At 36.7% G+C, this 18823-nt stretch carries 20 protein-coding genes and 1 tRNA gene; 7 read left to right on the plus strand and 14 right to left on the minus strand.

The window, feature by feature from the left end:
* Window positions 1–51 precede the first annotated feature (51 nt).
* Window positions 52–125 (minus strand) — tRNA-Met (locus tag ACXAGS_RS04440).
* Window positions 126–257: 132 nt separating this feature from the next.
* Here ACXAGS_RS04440 and ACXAGS_RS04445 point away from each other — a divergent pair.
* Both ACXAGS_RS04445 and ACXAGS_RS04450 read left to right on the plus strand, forming a co-directional pair.
* Entirely contained in the window at window positions 258–641 is a 384-nt protein-coding gene (locus ACXAGS_RS04445; protein WP_474904890.1) for an START-like domain-containing protein, read from the plus strand.
* Window positions 642–695: 54 nt separating this feature from the next.
* Window positions 696–1547, plus strand: a complete 852-nt coding sequence (locus ACXAGS_RS04450) for an aminotransferase class IV (protein ID WP_474904892.1) — start codon at window positions 696–698, stop codon at window positions 1545–1547.
* Here the strand turns inward: ACXAGS_RS04450 and ACXAGS_RS04455 are convergent.
* The 5 genes from ACXAGS_RS04455 to ACXAGS_RS04475 all read right to left on the minus strand — a co-directional run bounded on the left by ACXAGS_RS04455 (window position 1534) and on the right by ACXAGS_RS04475 (window position 6072).
* Window positions 1534–2094: a YqgE/AlgH family protein gene (locus ACXAGS_RS04455; protein WP_474904893.1), complete on the minus strand. Its 561-nt coding sequence runs from the start codon at window positions 2092–2094 to the stop codon at window positions 1534–1536. The genes ACXAGS_RS04450 and ACXAGS_RS04455 overlap by 14 nt on opposite strands.
* A gap of 115 nt (window positions 2095–2209) precedes the next feature.
* Window positions 2210–2482, minus strand: a complete 273-nt coding sequence (locus ACXAGS_RS04460) for an HU family DNA-binding protein (protein WP_010517279.1) — start codon at window positions 2480–2482, stop codon at window positions 2210–2212.
* Between the two features lie 177 nt (window positions 2483–2659).
* On the minus strand, window positions 2660–3616 hold the full coding sequence (gene fmt / locus ACXAGS_RS04465) for a methionyl-tRNA formyltransferase (RefSeq protein WP_474904896.1): 957 nt from the start codon (window positions 3614–3616) through the stop codon (window positions 2660–2662).
* Window positions 3606–5492, minus strand: coding sequence for a RecQ family ATP-dependent DNA helicase (locus ACXAGS_RS04470; protein ID WP_474904897.1), 1887 nt, complete (start codon window positions 5490–5492; stop codon window positions 3606–3608). The genes fmt and ACXAGS_RS04470 overlap by 11 nt, the downstream gene beginning before the upstream one ends.
* Window positions 5493–5496: 4 nt before the next feature.
* On the minus strand, window positions 5497–6072 hold the full coding sequence (locus tag ACXAGS_RS04475; protein WP_474904899.1) for an AAA family ATPase: 576 nt from the start codon (window positions 6070–6072) through the stop codon (window positions 5497–5499).
* Window positions 6073–6145: 73 nt separating this feature from the next.
* Between ACXAGS_RS04475 and ACXAGS_RS04480 the strand changes: the two genes are divergently transcribed.
* The 3 genes from ACXAGS_RS04480 to murA all read left to right on the plus strand — a co-directional run bounded on the left by ACXAGS_RS04480 (window position 6146) and on the right by murA (window position 8486).
* A complete protein-coding gene (locus ACXAGS_RS04480) occupies window positions 6146–6433 on the plus strand; it encodes a DUF493 family protein (protein WP_474904901.1) in 288 nt (95 codons plus the stop codon).
* 68 nt (window positions 6434–6501) lie between these two features.
* The gene (locus ACXAGS_RS04485) at window positions 6502–7158 is read left to right on the plus strand and encodes a DUF4290 domain-containing protein (protein WP_474904903.1); all 657 of its coding nucleotides are present in this window, start codon (window positions 6502–6504) and stop codon (window positions 7156–7158) included.
* A gap of 20 nt (window positions 7159–7178) precedes the next feature.
* Window positions 7179–8486 (plus strand): UDP-N-acetylglucosamine 1-carboxyvinyltransferase, encoded by a 1308-nt coding sequence (gene murA, locus ACXAGS_RS04490; protein WP_474904904.1) that lies wholly within the window; start codon window positions 7179–7181, stop codon window positions 8484–8486.
* Here murA and ACXAGS_RS04495 read toward each other — a convergent pair.
* From ACXAGS_RS04495 to ACXAGS_RS04525, 7 genes are all read right to left on the minus strand, one after another.
* The gene (locus ACXAGS_RS04495) at window positions 8483–8911 is read right to left on the minus strand and encodes a BLUF domain-containing protein (RefSeq protein WP_474904905.1); all 429 of its coding nucleotides are present in this window, start codon (window positions 8909–8911) and stop codon (window positions 8483–8485) included. The two genes, murA and ACXAGS_RS04495, sit on opposite strands and share 4 nt — an antisense overlap.
* A gap of 61 nt (window positions 8912–8972) precedes the next feature.
* On the minus strand, window positions 8973–9977 hold the full coding sequence (locus ACXAGS_RS04500; RefSeq protein WP_474904907.1) for a pirin family protein: 1005 nt from the start codon (window positions 9975–9977) through the stop codon (window positions 8973–8975).
* A 7-nt stretch (window positions 9978–9984) separates the two neighbouring features.
* Window positions 9985–10854 (minus strand): VOC family protein, encoded by an 870-nt coding sequence (locus ACXAGS_RS04505; protein ID WP_474904909.1) that lies wholly within the window; start codon window positions 10852–10854, stop codon window positions 9985–9987.
* Between the two features lie 8 nt (window positions 10855–10862).
* Window positions 10863–12293: an amidohydrolase gene (locus ACXAGS_RS04510; RefSeq protein ID WP_474904911.1), complete on the minus strand. Its 1431-nt coding sequence runs from the start codon at window positions 12291–12293 to the stop codon at window positions 10863–10865.
* Window positions 12294–12338: 45 nt separating this feature from the next.
* Window positions 12339–13649: a cryptochrome/photolyase family protein gene (locus ACXAGS_RS04515; RefSeq protein ID WP_474904913.1), complete on the minus strand. Its 1311-nt coding sequence runs from the start codon at window positions 13647–13649 to the stop codon at window positions 12339–12341.
* Window positions 13649–14344: an SDR family NAD(P)-dependent oxidoreductase gene (locus tag ACXAGS_RS04520; protein WP_474904915.1), complete on the minus strand. Its 696-nt coding sequence runs from the start codon at window positions 14342–14344 to the stop codon at window positions 13649–13651. The genes ACXAGS_RS04515 and ACXAGS_RS04520 overlap by 1 nt, the downstream gene beginning before the upstream one ends.
* 1 nt (window position 14345) lies before the next feature.
* The gene (locus ACXAGS_RS04525; protein ID WP_474904917.1) at window positions 14346–14837 is read right to left on the minus strand and encodes an SRPBCC family protein; all 492 of its coding nucleotides are present in this window, start codon (window positions 14835–14837) and stop codon (window positions 14346–14348) included.
* A gap of 112 nt (window positions 14838–14949) precedes the next feature.
* On the opposite strand from ACXAGS_RS04525, the gene ACXAGS_RS04530 reads away from it, so the two are divergent.
* Window positions 14950–16143, plus strand: coding sequence for a T9SS type A sorting domain-containing protein (locus tag ACXAGS_RS04530; RefSeq protein ID WP_474904919.1), 1194 nt, complete (start codon window positions 14950–14952; stop codon window positions 16141–16143).
* 75 nt (window positions 16144–16218) lie between these two features.
* A complete protein-coding gene (locus ACXAGS_RS04535; RefSeq protein ID WP_474904921.1) occupies window positions 16219–17061 on the plus strand; it encodes a DUF2911 domain-containing protein in 843 nt (280 codons plus the stop codon).
* A 51-nt stretch (window positions 17062–17112) separates the two neighbouring features.
* Here ACXAGS_RS04535 and ACXAGS_RS04540 read toward each other — a convergent pair whose 3' ends face one another.
* Complete coding sequence (locus ACXAGS_RS04540) at window positions 17113–18822, minus strand: sodium:solute symporter family protein (RefSeq protein ID WP_474904923.1); 1710 nt, start codon at window positions 18820–18822, stop codon at window positions 17113–17115.
* Between the last annotated feature and the right edge of the window lies 1 nt (window position 18823).

Below are 18823 nucleotides of genomic sequence, written 5' to 3' on the forward strand. Positions count from 1 at the left end.
ATTATAAAAACTATGGGCATAAAAAAAGACCACTAAACTAGTGGTCTTTTGTAGCGAGAGGGGGACTTGAACCCCCGGCCTCCGGGTTATGAATCCGACGCTCTAACCAGCTGAGCTACCTCGCCGTCTGTATTAAAACGGGTGCAAATATATGGGTAAATTTTCTCACCATCAAAATTCATTTTTATTTTATTTTTTGAAATATAATTTTATATATTGACGAATTATAAAAACTAATACGATAAACCACACTATACATGAGTGATAAGACGAAATTTGAACTAGAGTTTGTTATACAATCTTCCCCCCAATTATTATACAATTACATTTCTACCCCTTCCGGACTTTCAGAATGGTTTGCGGATAACGTAAATTCTAGAGGTGAACTTTTTACCTTTATCTGGGATGGCGCAGAAGAAGAAGCTAAGTTATTAAAGCGAAAATCTGACGAATTTGTTCGTTTTAGATGGGAAGAAACAGAAGACGATGCCTTTTTTGAAATGCGTATTATAGTAGACGAAATTACCAAAGACGTTTCTTTATTTATCTCAGATTTTGCAGAGGATGATGAAGTAGAGGAGGCTAAATTGTTATGGCAGAATCAAATTTCGGACTTAAAACAAGTGCTAGGTTCAAAATAGAATTCCTAAAATATAGCAGTATCTTTGATTCCGATTTAAAAATCGGGATTTTTTATGGTTAATTTTAACGGAGACTTAGTAGCATCAGAAGAAAAACTGTTTAGCGCTAATAGTAGTTTTCTTTTAAACGGAGATGCATTGGTAGAACCAATTAGGGTTGTAGATAATGCAATAATCTATTGGGAGGAGCATTATTTTAGGCTAATGGCAAGTATGCGTATTCTACGAATGCAAATCCCTATGAATTTTACCATGGAATATCTTGAAGAACAGATACAGAGAACCATCCAAGCTTTATCGTTATCTAAAGCGGCTTATACGGTACAATTAATTGTTGCCAGACATACAACAGAAGCAGATTTGGTAAATTCTGAAACTGTTTATTTAATTAAGGTAAAACCAGAGGAAACCACCTTTTATACCAATAATGAAGGTGAATATGAGGTAGAATTGTTTAAAGACTACTATTTTAATACAGATATGTTGTCTACCATTAATACCACCAATAAAATTGGAAAACAAGTAGCCAAAGTTTTTGCTAAAGAAAACCATTTAGCCAATTGCTTGCTGCTGAATTTTAATAAGCAGGTAATAGCGGGTATAGATCAAGCTCTTTTCTTAGTTAAAGGCAAGTTGATTAAAACGCCGCCAATTGCGGATGGTGCCCCAAATACCGTAATCAGAAAAAAGCTAGTAGAGTTGCTAGAAAAATTGGAAGATTTTGAAGTTGAGGAGGCCAGTATTTCTCCTTTTGAATTACAAAAAGCAGATGAACTATTTTTATTGGACACCCAAAATGGTATTACGGCTATTGGTAAGTATAGAAAAAAAGAATTTGAAAATACAGTAAGTACTAACCTACAGGGAAAATTGAATGCCCAGTTGCGCCTAGCTAGTTTAGCGTAGGGTTTTCTGGTGCATTAGACCAGATAAGATAATCGCCTCCAAGTTCTACCATTTTCTCTTTCCAGAAGGCTTCTGCAGATTTTTGGATAATATCGCTTTCGTAAACGTTGGCGGTAACAACCCATGAGTTAGATTTAAGTTCATGGTCTAATTGCAAAGCCGCCCAACCAGAATACCCCAGAAAAAAACGAATATCTTTATCGGTTATAACACCATCATTGATTAAAGAAATGGTTTTTTCAAAATCGCCGCCCCAATAGATACCATCAGAGATTTCAATACTATTTTCTATAAGTTCAGGTACTTTGTGTATAAAATAAAGATTGTCTTGTTCTACGGGGCCACCGTTGTACACTTTAAATGGAAGTTTAATATCTCCTATTAAATCACAAATATCGTAATCTAAGGGTTTGTTCAAAATAAATCCAACGGAACCTTCCTCGTTGTGTTCTGCCAAGAGCACAACCGATCGGTTAAAAGAGATATCCCCGGTTAATGAGGGTTCTGCAATAAGGAGTTTACCTTTTTTTGGCTTTGGTCCCATCATTTTGAAATAGCTAGATATTTTAAATGTAAGACTTTATGTAATAAAATACAATATGGTATAATAAAAAAAGCACCTATTCTTGAGAAATAGGTGCTTCATAAAAAGGAATATTTTGTTAGTTTACAGCATCGCTCAACTCAGAACCTGCTTTGAACTTTACAACGTTTTTAGCTGCAATTTGGATAGTTTGTCCAGTTTGTGGATTTCTACCTTCTCTTGCCTCTCTTTTAGATACAGACCAAGATCCGAAACCTACTAGAGAAACTCTGCCACCTTTTTTCAAAGATCCTTCAACATTGCCCAAGAAAGATTCCAATGCTTTTTTGGCTGCTGCCTTAGTGATGCCAGCATCAGCTGCCATAGCATCGATTAATTCTGTTTTGTTCATAATTGAATTAAATTAATTGTTGTTAAAATTATTTTAATGCTGAACAAATTTATACGGATTTGCCATCGACGCAAGTAAATACAGGGGAAATCGCTGTTTTTGTTAATAACTTGAATTGTTTGTTGATAACACTGGCGCAAAAAGTGCATTTCGTCGAAGCCTAGTAAACACAGGGGTTTAGAACATTTTAGCATTATTTGAAATATTCCACCCGTTTAAAAGATCTTTTACGGGCATTTTTCTTTTACCCGGAAGTTGTATTTCGGTGGGGTATATAAACCCATCTTTTACAGCAATTTTTAGTTTTTTACCTTCCAATAGAACGGTTCCGGTTTCCAAATTATGCGCTAACACTTCTTTATCCGCATTATAAATTTTTACGGTTTGGACATCTTTACCATTTTGCAAATTGGTCCAAGCGGCAGGATAGGGGCTAAGGCCCCTAATTAAATTATAGATAGCATCAATACATGCACTCCAATCTATTTGGCAGGTTTCCCTATAAATTTTAGGAGCAGCTTTTAGCTCTTTGGCTTCTTTCTGGATTTGTGTAACCACATCGCCCTCGCTAATGGCTTTTACCGTTTTACTGATTAGGGAAGCTCCAAGGTGCATTAATTTATCATGCAGCTCTCCTGCGGTTTCATTTTCCCTAATTTCTGTTTCTTCTTTAAAGATGATTGCTCCCGTATCAATTTTTTCATCAATAAAGAAGGTGGTAACGCCAGTTTTTCTTTCTCCATTTATTACCGCCCAATTTATAGGTGCTGCACCGCGGTATTGGGGTAATAAGGAAGCATGTAAGTTGAACGTACCAAATTCTGGCATTTGCCAAACAGCCTTTGGAAGCATTCTAAAGGCAACTACTACTTGTAAGTTGGCGTTTAATGCTTTTAAATCTTCTAAGAATTGATTGTTTTTAAGATTGGTTGGTTGTAAAACTGGTATGGACTTAGATAACGCATACTTCTTTACCGCAGATTCGGATAGTTTTCTTCCCCTACCGGCAGGTTTGTCCGGAGCGGTAATAACGCCAACTACCTTATAACCATCTGTTACCAATTTAGATAAACCGGCAACGGCAAATTCTGGAGTGCCCATAAAAACAATTCGTAATTCTCTTTTATTTACCATTTATGAAATATCTGTTATCTGTTGACAAAGTTAAAATACCATCTTCCAATAATTGTCTAAGTTCTTCAAGAATTTGTTCCGGGTTATCCTTTATTTTTAAGGTAAGTTCTCTAGAGCTCTGTGGTTGTTTATTTAAATAGTAAATTATTTCCGACTTTAATTGTTTAGGTTTTACCCTCTTTAAACAAACGTCGCAAATGCCGCAGGGCTTACTGTTTTCTCCAAAATACTGCAGTAAAAACTGGTGTCTACAAACCTTGGTATTTACCGCATAGGCTATCATCTGCCTTAATTTTTGAATTTTTGTCTCGTTTAACTTGGCAATTTTATCAGCAAAACTGTTTATGGTAAGGTCATCTTCCCTAGGTACCAAAAAACGCATAGTAAGGTCTTCTTGTTTGGCATTGTAGGTTATGAGACCATCCATTTTTAATCTAGTAAGGCAATTTTCTATTTTTTTAAGTGGAGAATTGGTTTTTTTAGCTATCAGATTGGGGTTTATGTGCGTTTCAAACTCAAATATGCCTCCGTAGGTTCTTAAGATGCTTTGTGTTACGGTTGCTAAAGATGGGTTAGCCTCTAACCAGTCAAAAACCTCGTATTTGTTTGCGGTAAATTGTATTATGGTACGTTGTACACTTTGCTGCTGTAATTGTATTATGGCATTTTGGTCTAACATTCGCAAACCGTTATATACCATACCCGGATTTAATTTGTAAAGCAAACTAAACTCATTCAGGTTTAAACCGTATTCTTCTCCGCTTCCTTCGCCGTAAGCTATTTGCAAATAAGAGCATACTTTTCTAAACAGCAATTTTAAAAATGCAATTGTTGGTAATTGATCTATAAATTGTTTTTGGGTTCTGGCAATGGTTTCTGCATTATTGTATAGAATAGCTTTTGTGGGTAAACCATCCCTGCCTGCTCTTCCCGCTTCTTGAAAATAGTTTTCTAAGCTATCTGGAAGGTGAAAATGTATAACCAAACCCACATCTGCTTTGTCAATACCCATACCAAAGGCATTGGTAGCTACCATAACCTTTACCTTGTTCGTTAGCCATAGGTTTAATCGTTCTTTTTTTTCTGTTTGGGTTAGTCCACCATGGTAACTTTGAACGGTTATCCCCTTTTGCTCCAAATAGTTTTGTAGTTGAACCGTACTTTTTCTAGTACGGGTGTACACAATGGTGCTATTAGAAACCGAGTTTATACTAGAAAGCATTTGAAAATACTTGTCTTCTGCTTGTATAATGGAAAAAGCTATATTTTTTCTGCCAAAAGAATCTTTGTACAGATTGGACTCCGTTAGGTCTAAAGCGTTTTTAATATCTACAATAACTTGTTCCGTAGCTGTGGCGGTTAACGCTATAACTGGTGCTGTGGGGTGTAGTGCTCTTAAAATGGAACACTTTAAATACGCTGGTCTAAAATCTTGCCCCCAAACAGAAATACAATGTGCCTCGTCTATGGCAATACAATTAACCGGCATTTGCCTAATGCGGTCTTGTACTAATTCTTGCTGTAGTCTTTCTGGGGATAGGTATAAAAATTTATAATTACCATAGATACAATTATCCAATACATGGTCTACTTCTTCAAAAGACATACCCCCTAATAAGGCGGTACATTTGATTCCTTTATCTTTTAGGTTAGAAATTTGGTCCTGAATTAAGGCAACTAGTGGTGAAATAACAATGCAAATTCCTTCTCTTGCTAAAGCGGGTACTTGGTAACAAATAGATTTACCGCCCCCGGTAGGTAAAAGGGCAATAGTGTCCCTATTGGCCATTACATTTTGTATGATGTTTTCCTGTGAGCCCCTAAATTCAGAATAGCCCCAGAATTGTTTTAATATTACTAAAGGTTGCTCTTGCACAGCCTTAAGTTACATTATTTAGCACAAATTCTATTCGTTCTGGTATGGTGGTTTTTGGAACCATTATTAAGTTGTATCCAAAGCGTTGGTAAGCTTCTACTAAATGATGGTGCAATTCTTCTGCTTGTTCGTAGGTTTCTAATCTTTCGTTGTCAGACACGTAAATTTCCTTCCAGGGTGGAACCATAAAAATAGTATCGTATCTATGAGCATTGCAAGTTTCTAAAAATTCATCAGGATATTCTTGCTCAAAATAATCCATGTAGGCCAAAACATCTGGTAAACCGCGGTCAAAAAAACTAACGGAATCCTGTTTTTTTAGTGCGGTTTTGTAATGGGCTAACCTTCCTTCTAGTAACATGCGGTTAAACGCCATTGGGTCTGCTACAAAGTTCAGAGGATTAATAGTTAATTCGGCTGTTTTTTTTCCTTGTTTTTTGGCCTCGGCCGTCATGGTTCTAATAATTTCATGATAGCAAGTAAAGCCTTGCGCCTCTAAACCTTCTACAAGAACTGTTTTTCCGGTACCGGGAGCGCCTGTAATTACTATTTTTCTTCGTTTTTCTTCCGCTACATTCATCCGGCAAAGTAACGAAATTGCGCTTTAGGAATAAAATTGAAAACAAGCACTTATCTTTGTGTAAAATAGAAAAATGGAGGAGAAGAATTCCGAAGCGTTTTATACGCGTCTTAAAGAGCAATTGTGGGAAAATACAAGTTGGCCAAGTAAGTACTTATATAAGTTTATTGTGCCTTCGGATGATGAGAAGGTAGCGCAGATTCATAATATATTCAACAACACGGGAGCGGTAATTACTTCCAAACAATCTAGTAAAGGCACTTATACTAGTGTTTCTGTAACGGTTGAATTAGAAAATCCGGATGCCGTAGTGGCCAAATACAAAGAAGTGGCCCAGGTAGAAGGTGTTATTTCGTTATAAAATGTAATTACTGCTTATAAATTTCTTAATTTGCAGGCAGAATAAAATACTTCCTAAAACTTTCCAGTTTGAATTTAGTAGAGAATTTAGAATACAACACAGAACGCTCGCAATTGATTATTCCAGAATATGGAAGACATTTTCAGAAAATGGTTGATCATGCGGTTTCTATAGAAGATAGAGCGGAACGTAATAAAGTAGCCCAGGCCATTATTAGTGTAATGGGTAATCTACAACCCCATCTTAGGGATGTTCCAGACTTTCAACACAAATTATGGGACCAACTGTTTATTATGTCTAACTTTCAGTTAGATGTAGATTCACCATTTCCTATTACAAGTGAAGAAGTGCTTAAACAAAGGCCAGAGCCTTTAAGTTATCCGCAAAACCATCCTAAATACAGGTTTTATGGTAACAATATCAAAAGAATGATAGATGTTGCCATAAAATGGGAAAAAGGTGATATGCGAGACGGATTGGAATATGCGATTGCCAATCACATGAAAAAGTGTTTTTTAAATTGGAACAAGGATACGGTTGAAGATTATGTGATTTTTGATCATTTAAAAGAACTGAGTAACGGAGAGATAGATTTGGCTCCAGATGGAGAAAGTCTTACGGATAGCGGTCAGTTTTTAAAGAATACCGGTAGGTCCAATACTCGTAGTAATACTAGAAACCACGGGAAAAAGCACACTAGAAACAACCGTAAAAAAAGAAACTAACCATTTTTCAAAATTTTTAAATGGGAACATTTAGAATTAAAGGGGGCATTAAGCTTAAAGGCGAAATTACTCCTCAAGGCGCAAAGAACGAGGCTTTGCAAATACTTTGTGCTGTTTTGCTTACACCGGAAAAGGTAACCATTCACAATATTCCAGATATTGTAGATGTAAATAAATTAATTGCGCTTTTAGAAGATTTAGGTGTTAAAATCCAAAAGAAAGGCAAAGGGTCTTATACGTTTAAAGCAGATGACGTAAATCTAGAATACCTGCAATCCGAACAATTTAAAATAGACGGTAGGGGACTAAGAGGTTCTATTATGCTGGTAGGTCCATTATTAGGTAGATTTGGTCAAGGTTTTATACCAAAACCAGGAGGTGATAAAATCGGTAGAAGAAGATTAGACACCCATTTTGAAGGTTTTATAAAATTAGGTGCATCTTTTAGATATAATAAAGAAGAACACTTTTATGGTGTTGAAGCTAAGGAGCTTACGGGAACCTATATGCTTTTAGATGAAGCATCTGTTACCGGCACGGCAAATATTGTAATGGCTGCCGTATTGGCAAAGGGTACCACAACTATATATAATGCCGCCTGTGAACCTTATTTACAACAACTTTGTAAGATGTTGGTGCGTATGGGAGCTAAAATTTCCGGCATTGGTTCTAACTTATTGACCATAGAAGGTGTAGAAGCGTTAGGTGGTACGGAGCATACTATGTTACCAGATATGATAGAGATTGGTAGTTGGGTAGGGCTTGCCGCTATGACTAAAAGCGAGTTGACCATTAAAAATGTAAGCTGGGACGATTTAGGACAAATACCTTCTGTTTTTAGAAAGTTAGGGATAACATTAGAACAAAGGGGAGATGATATCTATATTCCAGAACATAAAGATGGCTATGAAATACAGAATTTTATAGATGGTTCTATAATGACTATTTCAGACGCTCCTTGGCCCGGATTTACTCCAGATTTGCTAAGTATTATTTTAGTTGTGGCCACACAGGCTAAGGGTGAAGTGGTTATTCATCAAAAAATGTTTGAAAGTAGATTGTTCTTTGTAGATAAACTATTAGATATGGGTGCTAAGGTAATCTTATGTGATCCGCATAGGGCAACCGTAATAGGGCACGACTTTAAATCTACCTTAAAGGCTACAACTATGACGTCTCCAGATATTAGAGCCGGTATTTCCTTGTTAATAGCCGCGCTATCTGCCAAAGGAACTTCTACTATCCATAACATTGAACAAATAGATAGAGGTTATGAAAATATAGACGAACGTCTACGTGCCATAGGTGCGGATATTGTTAGGATTTAAGATTTCTTAAATAGTATCTGATTAACATTTTTAAAGAAATCCATTGAAAGCCTGCTTGGCTTTGTAAATGCGCCAGATTTATCGAATATAGCATCTATCTGGCGCATTTTTTCATGCGGTATGTTGTTATTATCCGTAAAATCATGATAAGCCATATCCCAATCTACAAATATGCGCTGGGAAATTTCCATCTCGTCTAGCGTCTGTATTTTTTCGTGTCTTTTATCCTTCTTAATGTTTTCGAAAAGGGAATTTATTTTTGCTTTTTCGCCTTCTAGTAGCTGAACAAATTCTTTGTTATGATAAAGTAAACATCCCGTAATGTCATTATCATTATTGAAAGACCTTGCTTTACTGAGCATTTGATAGATATCAAACTTTGAGAAATTAGGAGCAGCTACCGAACGGTAGATAATAGAATACATATTTAGTTGTTAGGTTGTGGTATTTCAAATATAAAATTTAGCACGGAAACTTTCAAGTCGTTTACAGTTCCTTTTCAACTATTGTACCATCTGGATATTTGGCAAAACGTCCTTTTTCACTATGATGCACATTATCAGAATAGGGCCATGGCCACCCACCAAATTGTGTAAGTCTATATTCTTCAAAAGCTTGTTCAATTTCTTTTTGGGTGTTCATGACAAATGGGCCATGCTGGGCAATAGGTTCTGCAATAGGTTTGCCTTGCAATAACAATAAACAGGCACTATTTTCATTGGTGCTTATTTCTGTTTTAATAGTAGGGTTTAGGTCAATGCCATGATTTACTTCAATTGATTCTTCATTAATTTTTAAATATTCTCCTTCGTAAAAGTAAATCGTCCTGTTTATAGGAGCATTTGTTGTGGGTAAAGTAAATGTACTCTGGGGCTTAAGTTTTAAGGTCCAAATAGCTACTTCATTATCGCTAAGGTTTGCCCAAGAATTAGGGGCAGGGGATGGGGCTTTATTACCATGGTACATACCTGCAATTAGTTGTAATTCTGTGCCATTCTCCGTAATAATCGGTATATCTTCTCGCCAAAGCATTTTAAAATGTGGTTCTGTAAACTTGTCCTTTTGTGGTAAATTCAACCAAATTTGAAAGAGTTCTAAGGTATTGGGTTTGTCTTGATTTAATAGTGGGAACATTTCTGAGTGTTGTACGCCACGGCCGGCCGTCATCCATTGTACGTCTCCCATTCCAAATCTGCCCGCTGCCCCTAGAGAATCAGAATGGTCACAGTAACCTTTGTTCACTACCGTAATGGTTTCAAAACCACGATGGGGATGGTACGGAAAACCAGGTATGGTTTTGCCATGATACATCCTGAAACCATTTTTTTTCTGAAAATCATTTCCTAAGGGCCTTCCCTCTAAATGTTTTTGATCAGGCCCAAGGGTATCTGTTCCTTCTGGATAATTATCCTGATGGTAAACACAAAATAAGAATGGGTCTTGTGTTTGCCAAGGAAAGCCAAGGGGGAATATTTTTTGTATTGCGTTCATAAAACAATTAATACGTGTTGTAAATCGCTATCCACTGCCCGTCTGGGTCTTGAATAAAAATTTGTTTTAGGTGCTCTGTCTTTTCTACAGAAAAGTCCATTTTTTCTGGACGCTCGTAGTATGGAATGTCATTACTTTTTAAATGGCTAATAACCCTATTTAAATAAGGTGTATGTATGTTTAAGATGCTATTTTCGGTTGAAGTTAAGGAGTCTTTTTTAATTAGTTTTAGTTGTATTTGGGCATCTAGATATAATAACTTAAACCTTTGGTGCGCATTACTGCTTGTTTTTAATCCGAATACCTGTTCGTAAAATTTTGATGCACCTTCAAGATCTGTAGTAAATAAGTTGACTTGCTTAATAGTAAAATTAAATTGATTGTCTATGGCAAGGAATTGTGTTTTAAGAAAAATTTGTTCCCAAGTACCTTCATTATAAACACCAACCGTATAGTTATAGGTATGGTCATTTAGGTATTCCCAATGATCTGTTACTTGGGTACCGCCATAATCATAACTATACCATATGTCTTTATCTGTCACGTATACTTTTCCTTCTGTGGTGTTCCCCTCAATATCAAATTCCCAAAACTTAATTTTTCCGGTTCGTGGTTCAAACTTACGGATGCCATGGGCCCTATGCCCAAAATCTTTTTGTGTGGGATCTAGAAAACCTTTTGTTTCTGTTATTACCAGATTGCTATCTAGCGCCATTCTAAAAATTTGCTCTTGTTTAAAAGTAGAACCGTTTCCCCAGGCCCCTTCGGCTATCCAAGTTTTACCTAGTAGCGGAATAAACGCTTGCATATCTTTTTGTTGGGCATTAAGCAACGAAAAGCCTGCTAAAAGCAGGCTGTATACATAATTCTTTGACATGTAATCTATTAGTTTTTTCCAATCGGAGGAGGTCCGTCTATCATAGCTTCGTACTTTTCATCTCCTTTTCTTGTTTTAAACTCTTCTTTAACCTTGGTTACTAATTTAGGATTTTCAAATAAATCTACCATGGTCATTGCCATTGCTTTTGAGGCATAGACCATACCTTTATGACCAATACTCATTCCGCCACAGGCCACTACCGCCCACGAGTGCCATGGTGTATCTTTTGGCGCCACGGTTACACTTAAATTTATATTGGGAACATTCCAGCTAACATCACCTACATCCGTAGAACCGCCACCAGGTAATTCTTGAGTTTCAAGTAGTGGGTTTATCTTACTGTCCATACCTACTTCTGGCTTACCGGTAGCTTTTTGTATGGCTTTACCAAAGGCTTCTTCTTCTGCAGTGTAGGAAATTGGGCCTAGTAGTTCTAGATTTCCTTGCATTATCTCGCCTCCGGAACGGTTTACCAAGGTTTCATAAATACCAGAGACCAAGCTAATCTTATAATCAACATTGGCCATAATTGCGGCACCCTCTGCCATTTTCTTAACCTGTTCGTAAGTGGGTAGCATCACTTTTCTTTTTGGGTCTCTTACCCGTACCCAAATTTTAGAATAATCTGGTACTACATTAACTACCTGCCCGCCATCTTGTATATGATAGTGGATTCTAGAAGTAGGTTTAATATGTTCACGATAGTAATTGATACCAGTGGTGTAAAGCTCTAAAGCATCAGAGGCACTTCTTCCGTTCCAAGGATCTGCAGAGGCATGTGCTGCTTGTCCGTAAAATTCTACTATAAAATCGATTAGGGAAAGACCACTTTGCACGTCTGCCTCAATATTGGCTCCAGGATGCCAGCTAATATTTACGTCTACATCATCCCAAAGCCCAGCTTCTACCATCCAAACTTTAGCAAAATATTTTTCTTCTGCAGGTGTTCCCAAAAATTTTACGGTTCCTTTAAGGGTTCCTGCGGCTATTTGCTCCTTAATTGCAATTGCTGCACCTAAGCTAGCTGCACCAAACATATTGTGTCCACAACCATGACCAGGTGCCCCCTCATTTAAAGGATTTTTTGTGGGTTCCGTTTTTTGAGATAAGCCTGGTAATGCGTCAAATTCTCCCAGTATGCTTATAACTGGTTTGCCAGAACCGTAAGTGGCGGTAAAGGCTGTTGGAATGTTAGCAACACCGCGCTCTACCTTAAGACCGTTTTTTTCCGCATAACTTGCTAATATTTCTGCAGATTTACTTTCTTCAAAGGCCGTTTCTGCTAATGCCCAAATAGAATCACTTATTGCAATAAGGTTCTCTTTGTGGTTCTCTACAGAATTTATTACAGCTTTTTTGTTTTTGCCCATTTTCTGGGCAATGATAAGGGTTGGTAGTGTTGCCGTAAAGAAACAACACAATAGTAATTTTTTCATAATTAGTACGCTTTGGTTATCCCTAAATGTACTAATAAAAAAAACTTATCCTACAGCCTCTTTGTATACTTTTAAACAACGTTCTCTAGCTTCTTTATGGTCTACCATCTTATCTGGGTAGCTAAATTCGTTTATATCTTCTACCCAACGATTAATATATTTCTTGTCTTTATCAAATTTATCAACTTGGGTCATAGGGTTAAAAATCCTGAAGTAAGGTGCTGCATCTACGCCACTACCAGCTGCCCATTGCCAATTGCCCACATTGCTGGCCATCTCATAATCCAGTAACTTTTCTGCAAAATAAGCTTCGCCCCAACGCCAGTCTATAAGTAAATGTTTACATAAAAAACTAGCGACCAACATACGTACCCTATTGTGCATGTATCCGGTTTTGTTCAGTTGTCGCATGCCTGCATCCACCAAGGCGTAGCCTGTTTTACCGGTTTTCCATTTTTCGAATTCCTCTTCGTTATTGCGCCAATTTATGCGGTCATATTTTTCACGGAAGGCGTTATTTACTGTTTTTGGATAGTGATAAAGAATTTGCATAAAAAATTCTCTCCATATCAATTCGTTCCAAAAGGTTTCATTTTTTTCCTCCGTAGCCTTTTTAACCATTTTTCTAACAGATACGGTACCAAACCTTAAATGCGGCCCAAGTCTAGAGGTTCCATTTTTTAGATAAGGATAGTTACGGGTATTCTCATAATTGGCTATTAAATGCTGGGTAGTTAAATAATCTGGTATTTCTATATCAGATTTTTCAAAACCCATATCAGAGAGACTAAGGTTGGGCAATCTGCTATGTTTTACATAACCATCAAAGTGTTTCTCACTGTCATAATTTACCAAGTCTTTAGAAGCGTTAAAGGTTTCCTTCCATTTTTTCATGTACGGTGTATACACTACATATGGGTCACCATCGTTCTTTACAACTTCGTCTTTTTCAAAAATTACTTGGTCCTTAAAGGTTTTGAAATTGATTCCTTCGCCTTCTATTAATTCTTTGATTTCTGCATCTCGATTTTTAGCATAAGGTTCGTAATCGTGATTCGTAAAAACGGTCTCAATGTGGTAATCTTTAATTAAATTTTTAAAAACCGCTTTAGGCGTATCATAAAAAATTGCAAGACTACTTTCTACTTTATCTTGAAGCGTTTTTCGCATTTGTTGCAGCGTTTCAAAAATAAAAGTTACCCTAGCATCGTCCTTGGGAAGGTTCTCAAGAATTTCTTTATCAAATATAAAAATGGGTAAGATGGGATAATCTCCAGAGAGCGCTTGATAAAGCCCAACATTATCCTCAAAACGTAAATCCCTTCTAAACCAAAATATGGAAATCTTATCTTGCATTATTGGGTGTTTAAGGTTGACAATCCTCCATCTACACCTATAGTCTGCCCCGTAATCCAAGAAGATTTATCAGATAGTAGATAGGCCGCTAAATTAGCTACATCTTTTGGTTGGCCATATCGGTTTAACGGGTGTCTTTTGGCCATCATTTCTTTCTTTTTATCATTGCTTAATAAACGGTCCGCTAATGGAGTGTCTATTAATGATGGGGCTATGGCATTAACCCTTATTTTAGGAGCATATTCTGCAGCAAGCGATTTTGCAAAACCTTCAACGGCTCCTTTGGCGGCGGCAATACTTGAATGGAAAGGCATTCCGGTACCTACCGCAACCGTACTAAAGAATACCATGCTAGATTTTTCTTTTAGCAAGGGCATAACCTTTTGCACCACTTTAACTAATGAGAAAAAATTTAACTGCATGTCTTGTTCAAATGTTTCTAAGGATAACATCTTAAACGGTTTTAAGTTTATGCTACCGGGTAGGTAAGCAAAACCATCTAATTCTTTTGGTAATCCATCAGTATTTAAAGTATCTGTTGTAGCATCAAAAACTATGTGGTTAACATCTAGATTTCCTAAATCGTCTTTTTCCCTAGATGCTACATAAACGGTACAGCCTTCGTCTACAAGTATTTTAGCTAGTTCAAACCCTATGCCGTGGGAGCCACCGATAAGTAAAATATTCTTTTCCATTTTATTCAAAATTTATACTGTTTTTGTATCCGTTAAGCTTTCCAAATTGTTCATTCAATTTAGCCTCTCGGAACTCAAAAATTTTTTTTAATTGTTGTTTTACTAATAGAGGATGTGCTAACCTACCTATTAAACCAAAGGGAAGTTTATAATCTATAATGTCTTCCATTTCCACACCACCTGGCACTTCCTTTATAAAATGCTTATGATGCCACAAGGCGTAAGGGCCAAAGCGTTGTTCATCAACAAAATATTCTCCTTCTTTAACATGTGCAATTTCAGTTACCCATTTTGTGGCAATACCAGGAAATGGATATACTTTATATTGTATTATTTGTCCTTGATACATGTCTCTATCCGCTCCGGATATAATTTTAAATCCCATGTGCCCTGGGGTAATTTTCTTTAGGTTATTAGGATTGGACAAAAAGTTCCATGCTTTTTCTTTTGAAATAGCCAATCCTTGTTTTGCAACTAACCTGTACACTTTCATCCTACAATTTTTAACAAATATATTAGTGATAATGTTTAATAAAAAATATAAATAGTTAAACAATTAAGAATTTAATGGATTCGGCTCATGGATTATTCTGTACCTTAGTTTTATGCGAAACATATTATATATCCTAATTTTCTTGTTCAGCTCTAATGTGGTAGCCCAAATACAAATAGAGGAACTAGGTAATTTACCGGACGCATTGTTGGAAAGCAGTGGTCTTTTGAATTTAGAAAACCGGTATTATTCTTTTAATGATTCTGGAAATACTACTGTTTTGTATGAGTTGGATACCCTTAATGTTTCAATAAAACATGAAATTGGCTTAAATAGCATAGAAACCAATGATTGGGAAGCCATAACAGCAGATGAAACAACGGTTTATTTAGCGGATATTGGAAATAATTTAGGTGCTCGGGAAGATTTGGTTATTTATACCGTACCAAAGCAGCAAATTTTGGATAATACGTTAAGTTCTTTTGGTAAAATTAGTTTTTCTTATCCTGATCAGACGGATTTTAGTGGTAGTGAAAATAGCGATTTTGATGCCGAAGCAATTATAGCTACTACAAATCAACTTTATATATTTACGAAACAATGGCAGAGTAATCAAACACAGGTATATAGTTTACCCAAGACAGCTGGTTCTTATGTTGCGCAAAGAATTGGTGAGTTTAAAATAGATGGTTTAGTAACGGATGCCACATGGCAGCCAGAGGAAAACGCCGTAGCCTTGGTTGGTTATTCTAAAACTTTACAGCCATTTTTTGCCTTGATACCGTTTAACGAAGAGGCAATTGATGATACTACCATTCAAAAATATGATTTACCTATTGGTATGGCACAAGTTGAAGGTATAACCGCAATTGGACAGAACCAGTTTTTAATCTCTTGTGAAAAATTCACCAATCCTCCTTTTATCAATAGTCCAGCTAGGCTTTTTTTATTAACAATTCTAGAAAATGAAAGCGATGTGGGTAATACCAGTTCGGATACCAATAACAATAACGAGGAAAACAACGATGAGGAAGATGGTTCAAATCCTGAGATAGAAGATGTACCATTAGATGTGTTACTCTATATAGAAAAGGAAAGCGATTATTTAGGTTTTGAGTTTACGGATGAATCCAACATTTCCGGAGCAACGGTATTTGATTTAACCGGAAAACAAGTGCTTACCTTTTCATCTCAACAGGTAATGGATAACCAGTTGAACATTAGTGTATTGAGTTCTTCCATATATCACATTTCTTTTATTGCCAATGGTAAAACTGTTGTAAAGCCATTCTATAAAACACATTAAGCTTTTAAGTTTTTATTAACGTTTAAGGGGGCGCTTTAGCTTTAGTTTTGCTTTAAAACTAAAATACACTAGAACATGAAAAAACTAGCTTTATTAGGATTGGCTTTCTCACTTACTTTTGGTGCTTTTGCCCAAATACAAACGCCACAGCCAAGTCCAAGCTCAACATTGACTCAAAAAGTGGGTTTAACAGATGTAACTGTAGAATATTCTAGACCTTCTATGAGAGGTAGAACTATTTTTGGGGACTTAGTACCTTACGGAAAATTATGGAGAACAGGTGCAAACCAGAATACCATAATTACATTTAGTGATGATGTTAAAGTAGGCGGTAAGGACCTAAAAGCTGGTTCATATGCGGTATTTACAAAACCGGGCGAAGCGGTTTGGGAAGTAATTTTTTATGCAGATACCAACAATTGGGGTACACCACAAAACTGGGATGCTAGCAAGGTAGCTGCAACTGTTAAAACTGAGGTATATCCTGTTGAGATGCCTATTGAGACATTTACCATTACCATTGATGATATTACCAATAATGATGCCCTTTTTGGGATTCTTTGGGAGAAGGTATACGTAGGTGTAAAGTTTGAAGTACCAACCAAGCAAAAAGCCATGAAGAGCATTGAGGGTGTAATGGCAGGCCCTAATGGTAATGACTATTATGCCGCTGCTTCTTACTATTTTGAAGAGGGACAAGACATTGCTAAAGCTAAAGAATGGATAGATAAAGCTGTAGCTGCCAACCCAAATGCATTTTGGATGATGCGTAAACAATCGTTGATTTATGCTAAATCTGGAGATAAAAAAGGAGCCATTGAAGCTGCTAAAAAATCATTAGCTGCTGCAGAAGCTGCCGGTAATGCAGATTACGTAAAAATGAACAAAGACTCTTTGGCAGAGTGGGGCGCTAAGTAAATCCCCATAATACTTTTAGAAAAACTAACCCCGAATTTATTCGGGGTTTTTTTATATCCGTATGGGTTTATTATTTTTTAATACGCGGTCTAAAGCCTCTAGTAGCAATGCAAATAGTATAACCAAGGCACACCCAAAAGCATTAAGCCATAAATAAGACATCCAATTTTGATACCACCCTACAATGACAATAATTTGGGTAATAATGGCCGCCATGAACACGGCGTTTCCTTTTACAAATTTTATAAAAAACGCTAGCAAGAAAATCCCCAAAACGTTTCCATAAAAAATAGAACCAATGATGTTAACTAATTGAATTAAGTTGTCAAAAAGGCTGGCAATATTCGCAATAAGAATAGCCACAATTCCCCAGACTAAGGTGAAAAGTTTGGTGGCCCTAACTTCTTGTTTAGCAGAAATCTGTTGTGTTTTATTTCGTTTATAAAGGTCTAACGCGCTAATGGTTCCCAGGGCATTTAATTCTGAGGCCGTGGAAGACATTGCCGCGGACAGGATTACGGCCAATAATAAACCAATAAAGCCCCTTGGCAAATTATTAAGGATAAAGTGAATAAATACATAATCTTTATCGTTTGTTTCTACGGTAGGGTCTGCTTCTTCAATAAGAATTCTTGCTGCCGCCCTGTTTTGTTCTTCGTGCTGGTTAACGGCTCTTAAATTGATTTTAGCTTGCTCAATAGCATCATAATCTTTCAATTTTAGTGCGCTTACAAATGCGTTTTGTGCCGTACGCTTATCGGTTTCGGTTTCACGATGTTCGGTTTCTAGAGCATTAAAATCTGATGCTAAACTAGAGTTTTCAATGGCCGTTTTTGCTGCTGGATTAAAATGCAATGGAGCAGCGTTGTATTGGTAAAATACAAATACCATTACACCTACTAAAAGGATAAAAAATTGCATGGGTATTTTTAACAATGCATTGAATATTAAACCTAGTTGGCTCTCCCTAACACTTTTACCAGATAAATAGCGTTGTACCTGACTTTGGTCCGTACCAAAGTAAGCCAGCATTAAAAAGAAACCTCCCGTTATTCCACTCCAAAAGGTATATCTGTTTTGCGTGTCCAATTCAAAATTTAAGATGTTCAATTTATCATTGGCTCCTGCAATTTTAAGTGCTTCGCCAAAAGTAACGTCTGCCGGTAGACTTCCTAAAATAAAAAAGAATGCAAAAAACATGCCCACCATTATTACAAACATTTGCTGTTTTTGGGTAATATTCACTGCTTTTGTACCACCAGAAACCGTGTAAAGAATAACCAGAATACCAATAATAATGTTTAGCGTACTAAGGTCCCAGCCCAATACGGCAGATAAGATAATGGAAGGAGCAAAAATAGTAATACCAGCTGCAAGACCGCGCTGTATTAAGAATAAGATCGCGGTTAAGGTCCTTGTTTTTAAGTCGAATCTATTTTCTAGCATTTCATAGGCCGTGTAAACTTTTAACCTGTGATAAATAGGTATAAAAACCATACAGATAACAATCATGGCCATGGGTAAACCAAAGTAGAATTGTACAAACCCCATACCATCATGAAAAGCTTGGCCAGGAGTGGATAAAAATGTGATGGCACTTGCTTGGGTGGCCATTACGGATAAACCTATTGTCCACCATTTGGTATCTTTGCCTCCTTTTACGTAATCATCTACGTCATTGCTATTACGTGTTTTATAAATGCCAAAACCAACAATAAAGAGTAGGGTAGTAGCAAGAACAAGCCAATCTAATAATTCCATT

It is taken from the genome of Croceivirga sp. ABH4_376 (assembly GCF_056160685.1).